18 protein-coding genes are annotated in these 16442 nt (G+C 56.3%); 11 read left to right on the top strand and 7 right to left on the bottom strand.

What is annotated here, in order from left to right; genetic code table 11:
• Positions 1-34 precede the first annotated feature (34 nt).
• A complete protein-coding gene (locus tag GGE09_RS03055; protein WP_309743750.1) occupies positions 35-781 on the top strand; it encodes a gamma-glutamyl-gamma-aminobutyrate hydrolase family protein in 747 nt (248 codons plus the stop codon).
• A 150-nt stretch (positions 782-931) separates the two neighbouring features.
• Here the strand turns inward: GGE09_RS03055 and GGE09_RS03050 are convergent, their stop codons facing one another.
• The 4 genes from GGE09_RS03050 to GGE09_RS03035 all read right to left on the bottom strand — a co-directional run bounded on the left by GGE09_RS03050 (position 932) and on the right by GGE09_RS03035 (position 3364).
• Positions 932-1588, bottom strand: coding sequence for a MarC family protein (locus tag GGE09_RS03050; protein ID WP_309743749.1), 657 nt, complete (start codon positions 1586-1588; stop codon positions 932-934).
• 34 nt (positions 1589-1622) lie between these two features.
• Positions 1623-1952: a multidrug efflux SMR transporter gene (locus tag GGE09_RS03045; RefSeq protein ID WP_309743747.1), complete on the bottom strand. Its 330-nt coding sequence runs from the start codon at positions 1950-1952 to the stop codon at positions 1623-1625.
• Positions 1949-2404: a tRNA (cytidine(34)-2'-O)-methyltransferase gene (locus GGE09_RS03040; protein WP_309743745.1), complete on the bottom strand. Its 456-nt coding sequence runs from the start codon at positions 2402-2404 to the stop codon at positions 1949-1951. The genes GGE09_RS03045 and GGE09_RS03040 overlap by 4 nt, the downstream gene beginning before the upstream one ends.
• 87 nt (positions 2405-2491) lie before the next feature.
• Positions 2492-3364: a MurR/RpiR family transcriptional regulator gene (locus GGE09_RS03035; RefSeq protein WP_309743743.1), complete on the bottom strand. Its 873-nt coding sequence runs from the start codon at positions 3362-3364 to the stop codon at positions 2492-2494.
• 124 nt (positions 3365-3488) lie between these two features.
• On the opposite strand from GGE09_RS03035, the gene GGE09_RS03030 reads away from it, so the two are divergent.
• The 10 genes from GGE09_RS03030 to GGE09_RS02985 all read left to right on the top strand — a co-directional run bounded on the left by GGE09_RS03030 (position 3489) and on the right by GGE09_RS02985 (position 14193).
• On the top strand, positions 3489-4247 hold the full coding sequence (locus GGE09_RS03030; RefSeq protein ID WP_309743741.1) for an N-formylglutamate amidohydrolase: 759 nt from the start codon (positions 3489-3491) through the stop codon (positions 4245-4247).
• Entirely contained in the window at positions 4244-4813 is a 570-nt protein-coding gene (locus GGE09_RS03025) for a TRAP transporter small permease subunit (protein WP_309743739.1), read from the top strand. Before GGE09_RS03030 ends, GGE09_RS03025 begins: the two co-directional genes overlap by 4 nt.
• On the top strand, positions 4813-6135 hold the full coding sequence (locus tag GGE09_RS03020; protein ID WP_309743737.1) for a TRAP transporter large permease subunit: 1323 nt from the start codon (positions 4813-4815) through the stop codon (positions 6133-6135). Before GGE09_RS03025 ends, GGE09_RS03020 begins: the two co-directional genes overlap by 1 nt.
• Before the next feature lie 49 nt (positions 6136-6184).
• Positions 6185-7216 carry a TRAP transporter substrate-binding protein gene (locus GGE09_RS03015; protein WP_309743735.1) on the top strand — a complete coding sequence of 344 codons (1032 nt, stop codon included), beginning with the start codon at positions 6185-6187 and terminating at the stop codon, positions 7214-7216.
• 69 nt (positions 7217-7285) lie between these two features.
• The gene (locus tag GGE09_RS03010) at positions 7286-8647 is read left to right on the top strand and encodes a glutamine synthetase family protein (protein ID WP_309743733.1); all 1362 of its coding nucleotides are present in this window, start codon (positions 7286-7288) and stop codon (positions 8645-8647) included.
• Between the two features lie 3 nt (positions 8648-8650).
• Positions 8651-10024, top strand: a complete 1374-nt coding sequence (locus GGE09_RS03005) for an aldehyde dehydrogenase family protein (RefSeq protein ID WP_309743731.1) — start codon at positions 8651-8653, stop codon at positions 10022-10024.
• Positions 10025-10028: 4 nt separating this feature from the next.
• Positions 10029-11174 (top strand): iron-containing alcohol dehydrogenase, encoded by a 1146-nt coding sequence (locus tag GGE09_RS03000; protein WP_309743729.1) that lies wholly within the window; start codon positions 10029-10031, stop codon positions 11172-11174.
• Positions 11175-11515: 341 nt separating this feature from the next.
• Positions 11516-12070: a ubiquinol-cytochrome c reductase iron-sulfur subunit gene (gene petA, locus GGE09_RS02995; protein ID WP_309743728.1), complete on the top strand. Its 555-nt coding sequence runs from the start codon at positions 11516-11518 to the stop codon at positions 12068-12070.
• A 12-nt stretch (positions 12071-12082) separates the two neighbouring features.
• Positions 12083-13381: a cytochrome b N-terminal domain-containing protein gene (locus GGE09_RS02990; protein WP_309743726.1), complete on the top strand. Its 1299-nt coding sequence runs from the start codon at positions 12083-12085 to the stop codon at positions 13379-13381.
• 20 nt (positions 13382-13401) lie between these two features.
• A complete protein-coding gene (locus GGE09_RS02985) occupies positions 13402-14193 on the top strand; it encodes a cytochrome c1 (protein WP_309743724.1) in 792 nt (263 codons plus the stop codon).
• 100 nt (positions 14194-14293) lie between these two features.
• Here GGE09_RS02985 and GGE09_RS02980 read toward each other — a convergent pair whose 3' ends face one another.
• The 3 genes from GGE09_RS02980 to GGE09_RS02970 all read right to left on the bottom strand — a co-directional run bounded on the left by GGE09_RS02980 (position 14294) and on the right by GGE09_RS02970 (position 16355).
• Positions 14294-14896: a glutathione S-transferase C-terminal domain-containing protein gene (locus GGE09_RS02980; RefSeq protein WP_309743722.1), complete on the bottom strand. Its 603-nt coding sequence runs from the start codon at positions 14894-14896 to the stop codon at positions 14294-14296.
• A 169-nt stretch (positions 14897-15065) separates the two neighbouring features.
• Positions 15066-15692, bottom strand: a complete 627-nt coding sequence (locus GGE09_RS02975) for an FMN-binding negative transcriptional regulator (RefSeq protein WP_309743720.1) — start codon at positions 15690-15692, stop codon at positions 15066-15068.
• A gap of 27 nt (positions 15693-15719) precedes the next feature.
• Positions 15720-16355 (bottom strand): glutathione S-transferase, encoded by a 636-nt coding sequence (locus tag GGE09_RS02970; RefSeq protein ID WP_309743718.1) that lies wholly within the window; start codon positions 16353-16355, stop codon positions 15720-15722.
• Positions 16356-16442 lie beyond the last annotated feature (87 nt).

Raw genomic sequence — 16442 nt, 5'->3', positions numbered from 1 at the left:
GGCGATCCAGCACGACAACCAAGGCGCTTTCCCAATGACACAAACGCGACCCGTAATCGGCATTTTAACTTATGGGCGCAGGGACGTGGCCGTGGATAATTTCCACTACGATGACTATTACTCCAGTCCTGCGTTTTACACCGATGCCGTGCGCCGTGCAGGAGGGTTGCCTGTGCAGTTGGCCCCGGGTGAACCCAATATCGCAGACTGGTTGGACCTTGTGGACGGGTTTATCTTTACCGGCGGCACCGATATCGCCCCGCAGCACTACAACGGAGAGGTAAACCACCCGCAGCAGCTGCAGCCATCCGCCGAGCGGGATGCCACCGAACTGGCCCTGCTTCAGTTGGTCAGGGCCGAGGGCTCTATCCCTGCTCTGTTCATTTGCCGTGGCATGCAACTTTTGAACGTGGGGCTTGGTGGCGATCTGCACCAACATATCCCAGACATTCAAGCCACCGACATCCACCGCGATGATAAAGGCTGCTGGACCGTGCAGCCTGTGGCTGTAGACAGCGGCTCCATACTGGCAAAAGTCATGGAAACCACCCAAGTCGCAACCTATTCCGGCCACCACCAAGCAGTGCGCATCGTTGCCGCAGACCTAAGGGTAGTTGCAACCGCCCCTGATGGCATCATCGAGGCCCTTGAAGACCCAAAACACCCCTATTTCATCGGCGTTCAATGGCACCCCGAAGTCTCGGCCCATCAAGATGCCAGCCAGCAAAAACTGTTCGACGGATTGGTTCAGGCTGCGCGGTTGTACAAAGCAGGGGCCTAGGCCCGTTCCAAACAGCGAAGTCCCGCGTTTGGCGCAAATGTAACAGGCCTCCGGCGGGGATATTTGAAAAACAAAAAGGCTCTTTTTGGGACAAATATCCTCAGGGGGTTTGGGGGCAGAATGCCCCCTGCCGCGCCAAAAAAGATCGGGCTACGAAGTGACGTTCAGCAGGCCTAAACCTTCGAACCCGCCGACGACCGCATCCACGGCGATGGTGGCAAGAATGATGCCCATCACCCGGCTGATTACACTGGCCCCGGTGTTGCCGATAAAGCGGTGGATCCATGACGCAGCCAGTAACAACACAAGCGTGAACACCAATACGACCACCAGCATCCCCGCCGTAATGGCCTGTTCTGAAACGGATTGGCTGTGGTTATCTGTCAGCACCACCACCGCCAGCATCGCGCCTGGCGAGGCAATAGAGGGCATGGCCAGCGGGAAGACCGCGCCTGCAAGGGGGTCACCTTTGAAGGCTGCAATTTCGGCTTCGGATTTGGATTCGCCAAAGATCATTGTCAGCGCGAACAGGAACAGAATGATTCCGCCGGCCACTTCGAATGCGCCAAGACGCAAGCCGAGGCTTTCCATCAACACCTGCCCGCCCGCCAGAAACGCCAGCAGCACCAGTCCCGCGATACCAACAGCGCGGATCGCCAGCAACCGGTGCAGATTGGACGGAACGCGGGACGCTGCAAACAGGAACACAGGGATCGTGCCAACCGGGTCGATAGACACAAAAAGCGTGATAAACTCACGAATAAGACTGCTCCAGTCGATAGTAATTTTCTTTTCCTTCCAATTCACTTTGAGAGCCGGTTTCGGCCAATTAATTTACGGCCTAATGGGGGACCGAATTTGAGAATATATTGATCACCAGAACGCCAAGAACGATCATCGAGATACCAATAAATCCTGCGGTGTCGATCCGGTCGCCAAACAGCAACGCACCTGCCACTGTGACTACGGCCACACCAGCACCGGACCAGACCGCATAGGCAAGGCCCACTGGGAAGCTGCGCAGCACAATAGCCAGAAAATAAAACGAAACCGCATAGCTGACCACTGTTAGCCCCACATAAGACCACTTACTTAACCCATCCGACGCTTTAAGCGACAATGTCCCCACCACTTCGGCGGCGATCGCCAGTATCAGATACACCCACATCATAGCTTTGATCCTTTGTGTGTTTGGCGTAACGCCTCGCTGACGGCCATGCCAGCGCTCATGGCCACGTTCAGACTGCGCGCCTGACCGAACATAGGCAGTTTTACCCCCGCATCTACAAAATCATGCACCGTTTGGGGGACGCCCGCACTTTCGCGGCCCATCAGGATGGTGTCACCCTGCTGGAATTCGAAATCCCACAGGGATTGCTCCGCCCGTGTGGTCATTAAAACAATGCGGCCCGAACGGGGTGCGCTGGCAAAGCTGGTCCAGCTGTCATGCCGTGTCAAATCCGCAATATCTGCATAATCCATCGCCGATCGTTTCAGAGACTTAATCGACAGGGGAAAGCCGCAGGGTTCGATAATGTCCAAGGGCACGCCGAAACAGGCCGACAAGCGGATCATGGCGCCCAGATTGGGGGCGATATCGGGTTGATAGGCGGCAAGTCTCATGCCTGTGCGATAGGGGAAAATCGGGACGAATGGAAGAGGACGAAATGTACCATCGGCGTTATTTCCCGCTTTGATTAAACAGGTTCATCAGGTGAATTTGCGGAATAATTTGGTTTGGTCGAACATGTCTTCCAGCCGTTCCATCCGATCTTTGGTTTCGGTCCAATTGCGGTCTTGGATCGCGGCAATCACCGTTTCGATCAGCAACAATGTGGTCGCGGCGGAATCCCAGGCCGAGGGCACCACGATCCGGCTGCTGAAACACATATCCGCCAATGTATGCACGGGTGAACGCCATTGATCGGTGAACAGGATAATTTTGGCCCCTTTGGCATGGGCCATCTCCGCCAGTTTTAGCGTGTTGTTTTCATAGCGGCGGTTGTCAAAGATGACAAAGACATCACCCTGTTTCACGTCCAGCAGGTAATGGGGCCATGCGTTGGATGTGGACTGGATGTGGGTGACATCGGCGCGGATCACTTGGGCGTGCAGGAACAGATACTCCGCCATCGTGTGGGTTATCCGACCGCCCACAATATAAAGCGCGCGGGTTGGATCAGCGATTAACCCGCAGGCGGCGTCAAAATCATCGGGGTCGATCTGGCCCAGCGTGTGGCGGATGTTGTCGATCACCGCGTCGGTAAAACGGTTCAACACATGGCCTGACGGCGCACCCTCGGCCCAGGTGTCATGTTTGGCGATGGGGCTTTTCGCCTTGGCCTTTAGTTCCTCGCGCAGTTCGGTCTGGAATTCGGGATAGCCTTTGAAGCCCAGCTTATGCACCATCCGCGCCACCGTCGGGGCAGACACATTTGCATCTTTAGCCAAAGTGGCCAGCGGCCCCAAGCCAGAGGCGGGATAGTTTTCAAGGATCGAATGGGCCAACTGCCGCTCTGCCCGTGTCAGAGAGTCGAACTCTCGTTGAATACGATCCGAGATTGTTGGCTGGCTTTCAGGCATGCTGACCCTTTTTGACGACTAATATTACACCGTAACGCGTTCTGTTGTTTTTCGTTACACAATTCTGTTGACAGAATCCGTTTTGCGCAAGAGGTTTAGCACAAACAGGGAAGATAAATTTGTTATGACGGCCAAAGACGATCCAACTGTGGTGCGGGTGTTGAATGGGAATGGTGGCAGTGCTGTGGTGCTGGTCTGTGAACATGCCTCGTCTTTTATTCCCGACGATTTGAACCATCTGGGTCTGGCAGAAGCTGACCGCCTAAGCCATGCCGCTTGGGATCCGGGCGCTTTGGCTGTGGCGGAAATTCTGGCACAACGGCTGGATGCAAAATTGGTGGCAAGCCAGGTTTCGCGTCTGGTTTATGACTGCAACCGCCCGCCCAGCGCGCCCGACGCTATGCCCGAACGCTCTGAGGTTATCGTCGTGCCGGGCAATGTAGCCCTAGATACCGCCGCGCGGGATCAACGCACTGCGCGCTATTACCAACCGTTTCTAGCGGCGGTGCGGGACACCATGCAGGCGACGCACCAGCCGATCCTAGTGACCGTGCACAGCTTTACCCCGATCTATCATGGCACCCACCGCCCCGTGGAAATCGGGATTTTACATGACAATGATACGCGACTGGCCGATGCCATGTTAAACGCCGCCAATGGCAGCCCCTTGGACGTGCGGCGCAATGCGCCTTACGGGCCCGAAGACGGTGTCACCCACACTTTAAAAGAGCATGCAATTGCCCAAGGCTTTGCCAATGTGATGCTGGAAATCCGAAACGATCTGATTGCAACGGAACGGCAACAGGCCGATATTGCTGCCATTATCGGCGACTGGCTGGAAGCGGCGGTACTGGAGCTGGATCAAAAGGGACAGATGGCATGAACGGGTTGGCTTACGGATATATTCGCGCGGTAGATGCGGTGAATTACCGGATTGGCCGCGTCATGATGTACGGTATCTTTGCACTGATGGGCATTTTGCTGTGGTCCTCGATCAGCAAAACGTTTTTCCTGCCCTCGCTGTGGACACTGGAAATGGCGCAATTCTGTATGGTGGCCTATTATATTCTGGGCGGGCCGTATTCGATCCAATTGGGATCAAACGTGCGGATGGATCTGCTCTATGGGGAATGGTCATTGCGGCGCAAGGCTTGGACCGACCTGATCACCGTGCTGTTTTTGATCTTTTATCTGGCCGTGATGATCTACGGCGCAGTCAGTTCTACGGCCTATTCCCTCGGATATTGGGGGAGCGAGCCGTTCTCCTTCTTGGGTGGACTTGTCACAGGGGCCGAGGAAGTTGGCCGCGCGGAACGATCCTCTTCGGCCTGGCGCCCTTATTTGTGGCCGATCAAATCCATCATGATATTGGGACTGACCCTGATGTTACTGCAATGCGTATCCGAGCTGTTGAAAGACGTGCTGCGGCTAAGAGGCGAAGAAATCTGATGTCCTATGAATTAATCGCCACATTGATGTTCTCATCCATGATGCTGATGCTGTTGACGGGCCAACGGGTGTTTGGCGCCATCGGCTTTATCGCCGTGGTCGCGGCTTTGCTGCTGTGGGGGGACAAAGGCGGGTTTGATATCGGGTTTTCGGCCAGTATGAAGCTGATGAAATGGTATCCGCTGCTGACGTTACCGATGTTTATCTTCATGGGCTATGTGCTGTCGGAATCTAAAATCGCCGATGATCTGTACAGAATGTTCCACGTCTGGATGGGCGGATTGCGCGGCGGGCTGGCCATCGGGACCATTGGCCTGATGGTGCTGATTTCCGCCATGAACGGCCTGTCAGTGGCAGGTATGGCCATCGGGTCCACCATTGCGCTGCCTGAATTGTTAAAGCGGGGATATGACAAAAGGATGGTTACGGGGGTGATCCAAGCGGGATCATCGCTGGGGATTCTGGTGCCCCCTTCGGTGGTGCTGGTGCTTTACGCCATGATCGCGCGGCAACCTGTGGGCCAGTTGTGGCTGGCGGGGGTTGTGCCGGGGCTGATGATGGCGGGGATGTTCATCGCCTATATCGTGATCCGTTGTCGAATGAACCCTGCTTTGGGGCCTATTCTGGATCAATCCGAACGGGATATGCCCCGCGATGAAAAGCTGAAACTGCTTTGGGCCGGTGTGCTGCCCATCGGGATTTTTGCGGTGATGATGGTGCCGTTTGTGAACGGCTGGACATCACTGGTGGAAAGTTCAGCCATTGGCGCGCTGGCAGCATTTGCGGCGGCTGTTCTAAAGGGGCGCATGACCCGCGAAGTTTTTGAAAACTCGGTCCGCAATACCCTTGGCATCACTTGTATGTTCATGTGGATCATCCTTGCCGCCCTCGCCTTTGGCGCCGTGTTTGACGGTCTGGGCGCGGTCAAAGCCATTGAAAGCGTCTTTACCGAGAAACTGAACCTCAGCCCGTGGATGATCCTGATCCTGATGCAGCTTAGCTTTATCCTGATGGGGACGTTTCTGGATGACACAGCCATGCTGGTCATCGTTGCACCGCTGTACGTGCCGCTGGTGGGCGAGTTGGGCTTTGATCTGATCTGGTACGGAATCTTGTACACGATCACCACGCAGATCGCCTATATGACGCCGCCCTTTGGCTATAACCTGTTCCTGATGCGCGCCATGGCCCCGCCTGAAATCTCGATCCGTGATATTTACGCGTCGATCACCCCGTTTGTTCTGGTGATGATTCTGGCTTTGGTGCTGGTGATGGTATTCCCGCAAATTGCCACATGGCTGCCAAATTTCGTTTACAACTAACCCAAAGAGCCGTGCCAAACGGCCTCACCCACCCAAAAGGAGAGAAAACATGACAACAAGACGTAAATTTATTCAGGGTGCCGCCGTTGCACCTGCGGCGGCTCTGGCATCGCCCGCACTGGCGCAAAGCACCATCAAATGGCGGATGCAGACCTATGCCGGTGCTGCATTGGCCGAGCATGTGATCGTGCCTGCCATTGAAATGTTCAACAAGATCGCAGGCGACCGCATGCAGATCGAACTGTTCTTTGCAGACCAATTGGTCCCAACAGGCGAGTTGTTCCAAGCCATGCAGCGCGGCACCATCGACGCGGTGCAATCCGATGATGACTCTATGGCCTCCCCGACCGAAGTGACCGTGTTTGGTGGCTACTTTCCGTTTGCCAGCCGCTACTCGCTGGATGTGCCTGTATTGTTCAACCAATATGGCCTGAACGAAATCTGGGACGAAGAATATTCCAAAGTCGGCGTGAAGCACATTTCCGCAGGCGCTTGGGATCCGTGCCACTTTGCCACCAAAGACCCGATCCGCAGTCTTGAAGACCTCAAAGGCAAGCGCATCTTCACCTTCCCGACAGCGGGCCGCTTTATGTCCCAGTTCGGCGTGGTTCCAGTGAACCTGCCATGGGAAGATATCGAAGTTGCTGTTCAGACAGGCGAACTCGACGGGATCGCATGGTCGGGCATCACCGAGGATTACACAGTAGGCTGGGCTGATGTGACCAACTACTTCCTGACCAACAACATTTCAGGCGCTTGGGCGGGGTCGTTCTTTGCCAATATGGATCGCTGGAACGAACTGCCAGAAGACCTGCAAGCCTTGTTCCGTGTATGTTGTGACCAATCCCACTACTATCGTCAGTGGTGGTACTGGGGTGGCGAAGCAGACCTGCGTGTCAACGGTCCGAAAATGGAATTGACCTCAATTCCGGACGCGGAATGGGCAACGGTTGAAGCCGCGGCACAGGATTTCTGGGAAGAGATCGCAGCCGAATCCGATACCAAACGCCGCGTTGTGGATATCATCAAGAAATACAACGCCGACATGGTTAAAGCGGGCCGCCCCTACCGCTACACCTGATCCTGAGCCAAATCTTCTTTCGAGGGCGGCGTCCTGCCGCCCTCGGTCCCATTTGAAAGTGGAAACACCATGCCTGCGACCCTAAGTTTTGATGACCTCAAATCCCGCGTATCAGACGGAACCGTTGATACCGTTCTTGTCTGTTTTGTGGATATGCAAGGCCGCCTGATGGGCAAGCGATTCCACGCAGTCAATTTTGTGGAAAATTCCTACAAGGAAACCCACTGCTGCAACTACCTGTTGGCCACCGATCTGGAAATGGCCACACCCGAGGGTTATGCCTCTACCAGTTGGCAAAGCGGGTACGGCGATTACGTGATGAAGCCCGATCTGGACACCATCCGCCATGTGCCTTGGCTGGAGGGCACCGCAATGGTGCTTTGCGATATTCTGGATCACCACGGCGCTCCTGTATCCCATTCCCCCCGTGCAATGCTGAAAAAACAAATCGCCCGCCTGAAAGAGCTGGGCTTTGATGCGATGATGGCGACCGAGCTGGAATTCTTTCTGTTCGAAAACACGCTGGACGAGCTGCGCAAGGACGGGTTCCGCACCCTCAAACCGATCAGCGGCTATAACGAAGATTACCACATCTTCCAGACCACCAAGGAAGAGGGCATCATGCGCCCGATCCGCAACCATCTGTTCGCGGCGGGCCTGCCCATTGAAAATTCCAAAGGCGAGGCCGAGGCAGGACAAGAAGAGCTGAACATCCGCTATTCTCCAGCCCTTGATTGTGCCGATTACCACTCCATCGCCAAACACGCGATCAAGGAAATTGCATGGCAGAACGGCCATGCCGCGACTTTCCTGCCTAAATGGCATAAGGACCGTGTGGGGTCTTCTTCGCACGTGCATCAATCCCTGTGGAAAGACGGCGAAGCGGCCTTCTTTGACAAGGACAAAGATCTGGGCATGTCAGAAATGATGGGCCATTATATGGCCGGTCTGATCGCCTATGCGCCGGATTACACCTATTTCCTTGCGCCTTATGTGAACAGCTATAAACGTTTTGCCAAAGGCACTTTCGCGCCGACCAAAACCGTCTGGTCCGTCGACAACCGCACCGCAGGCTTCCGTCTGTGCGGCGACGGCACCAAAGGCATCCGCGTGGAATGTCGCATCGGCGGGTCCGACCTGAACCCCTATCTGGCACAGGCCGCCATGCTGGCCGCTGGCATCAAAGGGATTGAAGATAAAATGGAACTGGCCGCCCCCACAAAAGGCGATGTCTATGAAGACGCCAAGGCCGCCGACATCCCTCAAACCCTGCGCGACGCCACAGAGCTGCTGCGCAAATCAACCTTCCTGCGCGAGGTAATGGGGGACGATGTTGTCGATCACTACACCCGCGCTGCGGAATGGGAACAAGAAGAATTCGACCGTGTTGTAACCGATTGGGAAATCGCACGCGGCTTTGAAAGGGCTTAATCCATGACTATCAAATGTATCTCACCGATTGACGGGTCGGTCTATGCCGAACGGGAAACCCTGACCCGCGCCGAAGCGGACTCAGCAGTGCAACGGGCGAAATCCGCACAGGCAGAATGGGCCGCACGCCCCTTGGCAGACCGTATCGCACTGGTGGAAGCAGGCGTTGCCGCTGTGGGCGCGATGAACGATGAAATCGTTCCCGAAATCGCGTGGCAAATGGGTCGTCCGGTACGCTATGGCGGTGAATTCGGCGGGTTTAACGAGCGGGCCAGCTATATGGCCAGCATTGCCCAAGAAGCACTCGCCCCGATCGAAGTGGAAGATTCCGACGCCTTCCGCCGCGTGATCAAACGGGTGCCCCACGGGTTGGTTCTGGTGGTTGCGCCGTGGAACTACCCCTACATGACCGCAATCAACACCGTGGCCCCTGCCCTGATCGCAGGCAATGCGGTGATGCTGAAACACGCCTCCCAAACCCCGCTGGTGGGCGAACGTATGGCGAAGGCTTTCCATTCCGTTGGCATCCCAGCGGATGTATTCCAGAACGTGTTTCTGGATCACCAAACCACGTCTGATCTAATCGCGGATCGCGCCTTTGGCTTTGTGAATTTCACGGGTTCAGTGGGCGGCGGCAAGGCGATGGAACAGGCGGCGGCGGGCACGTTTACGGGCATCGGTCTGGAACTGGGCGGCAAAGACCCGGGCTATGTGATGGAAGACGCCAATCTGGACGCTGCCATTGATACGCTGATTGACGGTGCGATGTTCAATTCGGGCCAGTGCTGCTGTGGCATTGAACGGATTTACGTACACGAGTCCCTGTTCGACGCCTTTGTTGAAAAAGCCGTAGCGATTGTGAAGGGCTACAAGCTGGGCAATCCGCTAGACTCTGAAACCACCCTTGGGCCCATGGCCCATGTGCGGTTCGCGGATGAAGTCCGTGCCCAAACCGCCGAAGCCATTGCCGCCGGTGCGAAGGCGCACATCGACCCCGCAGACTTCCCACAGGACGGTGGCGCCTATCTGATGCCGCAAATCCTGACCAATGTGACCCATGACATGCGCGTCATGCAGGACGAAAGCTTTGGCCCCGTGGTCGGCATCATGTCGGTCAAGGACGACGCCGAAGCAATTGCCCTGATGAATGACAGCAGCTTTGGCCTGACCGCATCCCTGTGGACTCAGGACACAGCACGCGCTGAATCCATTGCGGATCAGATCGAAACCGGCACCGTGTTCATGAACCGCGCAGATTACCTCGATCCCGGCTTGTGCTGGACGGGCTGCAAAGATACTGGGCGCGGCGGTGGCTTGTCTGTGATCGGCTACCACAACCTGACCCGACCAAAATCCTACCATCTGAAAAAGGCCTGAGCCAATGTCTCTGACTGCAAATTGGTCCTATCCGACCGCTATCCGTTTCGGCGCTGGCCGAATCGCTGAAATCGCCGATGCCTGCGCTGTTGCCGGTATCAAAAAGCCCTTGTTGGTGACCGACAAGGGCCTGTCCTACCTGCCCATCACCCAATCCACGCTTGATCTGCTGGAAGCCGCTGGTCTGGGCCGTGCCATGTTCGCCGATGTGGACCCGAACCCGACCGAAATCAACGCCGAAGCAGGTATCAAAATGTACCGCGACGGGGGCCATGACGGTGTGATCGCCTTTGGTGGCGGCTCGGGGCTGGATCTGGGCAAGCTGGTGGCGTTTATGGCCGGTCAAACCCGTCCGCTCTGGGATTTTGAAGACATTGGCGATTGGTGGACCCGCGCCGACGCAGATGCCATCGCGCCGATTGTGGCTGTGCCGACAACCGCTGGCACCGGCTCCGAAGTGGGCCGTGCTTCCGTGATCACCAACAGCGTGACCCACGAGAAAAAGATCATCTTCCATCCTAAATTCCTGCCAACAGTGGTAATTTGCGATCCCGAGCTGACCGTGGGCATGCCGCCGATGATCACCGCAGGCACTGGCATGGATGCTTTTGCACACTGCCTAGAGGCATTTTGTTCGCCCCATTACCACCCCATGTCCCAAGGCATGGCGCTGGAAGGCATGCGGCTGGTCAAAGAGAACCTGCCCATCGCCTATAAAGACGGCTCCAACATCGAGGCCCGCGCCCATATGATGTCTGCGGCGGCCATGGGGGCGACAGCCTTTCAAAAAGGCCTTGGCGCGATTCACGCCATGTCCCACCCGATCGGCGCAGTGCATCACACCCACCACGGCACAACCAATGCGGTGGTTATGCAACAGGTGTTGCTGTTAAACCGCCCCGTAGTCGAAGAGCGTCTGGCCCATGCCGCTGCCTATCTGGGTATCGAAGGCGGGTTTGACGGATTTTATGCCTATGTGGGTGAATTGAACGCCTATCTGGGGATTCCAGCCAATCTGACGGAACTGGGAGTAAAAGACCCGGACATCGACGCGCTTGTGGCCTCGGCGCTGCAAGACCCAAGCTGTGGTGGCAATCCTGTCACCCTGACCAAAGAAAATGTAACTGCTTTGTTCAACGCCTGCCTGTAAAGGCACGCCGCTTGCGGGCCTGACATCCGTTAGGCCCGCACATTCCTGACCGAATCCGGTCTGCTGCCCCTTCGACTCGTCGCGTAAAATCGCGCGCGCCAGAACGCCTGCGCGGTCCTTCTGGGATATCTTTCCCCCCAAAGCGTACGATCCCTGCAACACTGCGAAAAAAATGTTGCCTGAGCCAACACACAGCCCATAAGTCGCAGTCTGCGGCCTAAAGTCCGCTAGACGAAGACTAAACCTATGTGTAATACCCGCCAAGACTGTCTGGAATCCCTTTTGGACAGACCCAGTTAACAAGCCCGCCGGACAGTCGGGCCTGGCAAGGAGAAAAGCACGTGTCTCATGCTGATGAACCCGCAGGCACTCGCCGCGATTTTCTGTATGTTGCAACGGCAACAACAGGCGCGGTAACCGCCGGTGCCGCGGTTTGGCCGTTGATCAATCAAATGAACCCAAGCGCCGACGTACAAGCGTTGGCATCTATCGAGGTAGATATAGCCGATGTTCAACCCGGTACACAGATTACCGTCAAATGGCGCGGTAAACCGGTCTTTATCCGCCGACGGACCCCCGAAGAGATCGAAGCCGGTCGGGCCGTCTCCATGGATGAGTTGCGCGATACAAGCGATCGCAACGCCAACAAGCCCGGCCTGGACGCCGAAGACCAGAACCGCACGCTGGATGAAGACGGCGAATGGCTGGTGATGATGGGTGTGTGTACGCACCTTGGCTGTGTGCCTTTGGGCGACGCGGGTGACTTTGGCGGCTGGTTCTGCCCGTGTCACGGGTCCCACTACGATACGGCTGGCCGTATTCGCAAAGGTCCAGCACCAGAAAACCTGCCTGTGCCAATCGCCGTTCTTGACGGCACCACGCTGAAGCTCGGTTAAGGAGAAAAGATCATGGCTGGAATTCCACACGATCATTACGAGCCGAAGACCGGCATCGAAAAATGGCTTCATTCACGCCTGCCTGTTGTTGGCTTGCTGTATGACACACTTATGCTTCCCACTCCAAAGAACCTGAACTGGATGTGGATCTGGGGCATTATCCTGACATTCTGTCTGGCGTTGCAAATTGTCACCGGTATCGTTCTGGTGATGCATTATACCCCGCACGTTGACATGGCGTTTGACAGTGTTGAACACATCATGCGCGATGTGAACGGTGGCTGGGCGCTGCGTTATATGCACGCAAACGGCGCGTCCCTGTTCTTTATTGCTGTTTATGCCCACATCTTCCGTGGCCTGTACTACGGTTCTTACAAAGCGCCTCGTGAAATCACATGGATCATCGGTATGTTGATCTATCTGCTGATGATGGCGACTGGTTTCCTGGGTTATGTTCTGCCTTGGGGTCAAATGTCCTTCTGGGGTGCCACAGTGATCACCGGTCTGTTCGGCGCGATCCCGGGCATTGGTGAGATCCTGCAAACCTGGTTGCTAGGCGGGCCTGCTGTAGACAACGCCACGCTCAACCGGTTCTTCTCGCTGCACTACCTGCTGCCGTTTGTGATTGCCGGTCTGGTTATCGTCCACATCTGGGCGTTCCACACAACAGGCAACAACAACCCCACAGGTGTTGAAGTGCGCCGCACATCCAAAGCAGACGCTGAAAAGGACACCGTTCCGTTCTGGCCCTACTTTGTGATCAAGGACATGTTCGCGCTGGTTCTGATCCTTGCGATCTTTATGGCGGTTGTCGGATTTATGCCAAACTACCTTGGCCACCCTGACAACTACATCGAGGCAAACCCGCTTTCCACACCTGCGCACATCGTACCCGAATGGTACTACCTGCCGTTCTATGCGATCCTGCGGGCGATCACCTTTGACATCTGGTTCCTGGATGCGAAATTCCTCGGCGTGTTGGCCATGTTCGGCTCTATCGCAGTAATGGCGATTGTGCCCTGGACAGACACATCAAGCGTTCGGTCCGGCCGCTATCGCCCGTCGTTCAAATGGTGGTTCTGGATTTTGGGTCTGGATTTCATGATCCTGATGTGGTGCGGTTCGCAGCCTGCCGAAGGATTGGTACCGCTGATCTCGCTGATCGGTGCCATCTACTGGTTCGCGTATTTCCTGATCATTCTGCCATTGCTGGGCGTTCTGGAAAAACCACTGCCACAACCTGAAACCATCGAAGCCGATTTCGATGCCCATTACCCGCCAAAAGACGCCAAAGCGTCTGCGGCCGAATAAGAGAGCTAAGGAGAGACAAAATGAAAAAGATACTTCTTTCCATCGCTGTCGCATTTGGCCTGTCCAGCGGCGCAGCATTTGCCGCTGGCGGCGAAGGTGGCCACATCGAGAACATCCCGTTCTCGTTTGACGGACCATTCGGGTCGTTCGATCAGAACCAGTTGCAACGGGGCCTACAGGTCTACACCGAAGTGTGTGCCGCCTGTCACGGTCTGCGTCAGGTTGCCTTCCGCACCTTGGGGGACGAAGGTGGACCGGATTATTCAGAAGATCAGGTCAAAGCCTATGCGGCGAACTACGATGTGTATGATGCAGAACTGGACGACACCCGTCCGGCGAAACCATCTGACAAGTTCCCCGCAAACACTGCTGTTGGCGCACCGGACCTTAGCCTGATGGCCAAAGCCCGCGCCGGCTTCCACGGACCATCCGGTCTGGGGATCAACCAACTGCTGTACGGCATCGGCGGTCCTGAATACATCGTGGCGATCCTGAACGGCTACACCGGCGAAGAAAAAACCCAAGCTGGCGTGACCCTTTATGCCAACAGCGCCTTTCCGGGCGGCTGGATTTCAATGGCACCGCCACTGGAAGACGGTCGTGTAGAATATGCAGATGGTCACCAAAACGACATTCACCACATGGGTGAAGACGTTGCAGCCTTCCTGATGTGGGCAGCGGAACCCAAAATGATGGCCCGTAAATGGCTTGGTTTTGTGTCTCTGTTCTTCCTCGGGTTGCTGGCCTTCCTGCTGTACCTGACAAATAAGAAACTCTGGGCTCCGATCAAACGTAAAGACAAAACAGCCTGATCGGCACCAAATCGACAGAAAAAGGGCGGGGATTTCCCCGCCCTTTTTTGTTGTGTTGCCGTCTTTCTTTCGGGGGCCGTGTCTGCCCCTGAATACAGGATCAGGCGTCTTTCGGCATGCTGGCAACCATGGTTTCACGCTTGGCAAATTCAGCTTCCCATGCGGCCAGTACGGCATGGCCTTCGCGCCAGTTCCGCGCGCCAAGGCGGAAATCCAGATAGGCCAGCGCACAGCCCACGGCGATCTGCGCCGCATCCAACGGCCCTGACAGATGGCTCATCCAACGGGCCTCTAGCGCGTCGAGAGAACGGGTGATCTTGGCCCATTGGGCTTCGACCCAATCAGGGTATTGGATCGCTTCGGGACGCACGCGACCCTCGTAGACCATCATAATGGCGGCATCCATGATCCCGTCGGCCGTGGCCTCTAGGGTCAGAACTTCCCAAATCCGCGCGTCAGGGTACAGGCCGCCGTTGCCCATACTGTCCAGATAGCGCGTGATAACGCGGCTGTCATAGATCGCAGGCCCGTCTGCCCGTTCCAGCGCAGGGATCTTACCCAGCGGATTTTGTTCCAACGGCATGTTCGCCGTCAGAATCGGCGTGCCGCCCCGTAAAAACAGTTCCAGTTCCACACCTGCCTCTGCCGCGCAAACCACACATTTGCGCGCAAAAGGACTTGCCGGGGCCCAATGCAATTTCATGTCATACAACTTTCCTTGGGCGCGCAGCCCCACTGTTGAGCCGCCACGCCGATTTCCACCCGCGTTTTGATAACGCACGCGGCCGCAGTGCCTGCGGCGCAAATCGAACCTTGCGCACCTCTGGGCTGGCGTCAACCAAAGCTGTTCGTGCTTTGTGACAATAGCTGCGTTAACAGGGTGGTTCGCGCATCCATTGGCTAAGCGTAGACAATTCCTGGCCGATCCCGTGCGCGGCCACGCCGTCTGCCGCGCCCAACCGCACAGCATCGGGTTTGTTCTGGCTTAACTTCCACGTGCCCGTCACCTCGGCCACATCCAAGGCAATCGGCACAATCATCCGCATCATCTTTTGCGCAACCCCCTCGCCCATCTTATCCATGGTCCAAGGCGGTTTGGGCAGCAGTTGCGTTTCCATCGCCTCTGACAGACGTTCCAACACACCGCCCAGCGCGTCTTGGGGTAAGACCCGCAATGTGCCGCGCAGATGCACCGCTACATAGTTCCAAGTGGGCACCTGATCGACCACCCCGTACCAATCGGGCGAAACATAGCTGTCTGCCCCGCTGACGGCGATCACCGCTTGCTGTGGGCCGTCATCCCCCAATACCCGCAGAATCGGGTTAGAGCGCACCAGATGGCCCTCAAGTGCTGTGCCATCTTCGGACAATTGGAACGGAATATGGCTGATCAGCGGACCTTGGTCCGCATTCACAGCCAAAACACCAAAGCCCCGCGCCCGTGCAAAGGTCAAATTTTGCGCATGCTCCGCTTTGCGGTAAACTGGGTTGGGATGCATTGGAACAGTCCTTTAAAGTGGTTAGGCCTAGGGCTGCGGCGGGAAAACTGTCACCCCGTCGCCCTGCTGCCATTTCGGGTATTTCGTCATGATCGACAGGAAACGCGGGCTGGTCACAAAATCATCGAGCCAGCGGATCAGGTTTGGCCAGTCTTGCCTGTCAAACCACGCACGATCCGTATTGGCAAACTGACGCACGAAAGGCGCGATGCCGATGTCACCAAAGCCGATGCGATCCCCGAACAGATAGGCCTGATCCACAAGCCGCCCCTCCAGCTCCCGCAAAAAGACAGACGCCAGCACCCGTTCCTGTTCAGGGTCCACATCTTCATAACGGACGGCGTATTTGAAGCGGTCCAGATGACCTTTGAAATCGGTCTCGCAACGTTTCACCAAATCCACCGCCTCTTCCCCCGCATAGCATAAACCTTCGGGGTCGTTTTGCCCCAAGGCCCAGCGCATCACGTCGAGGCTTTCTTCAATCACTTCCCCGTCCACCACCATCACAGGCACCGTGCCCTTGGGCGAGGCCGCAAGGAATTCAGGCGCTTTGTCCCGCAAAACAATTTCACGCAGTTCGGTGTTCAGACCGCTGGACGCCACCGCCAAGCGTGCGCGCATGGCATAGGGGCAGCGTCGGAAGGAATAAAAAATCGGCGGCACAAAGTACTCCTGTTCAGCATCGGGGATGTCATCGGGTTTTGCCCAACAAATAGCGGGCTTGCCGGATCGTCAAGCCGCCTTATAGTT

The sequence above is a fragment of the Roseobacter sp. N2S genome (assembly GCF_031454055.1).
In the GTDB taxonomy this organism is placed as follows: Bacteria; Pseudomonadota; Alphaproteobacteria; order Rhodobacterales; family Rhodobacteraceae; genus Amylibacter.
Note: the sequence above shows the minus strand (reverse complement) of the source record. Positions and strands in the feature narration are given on the sequence as shown.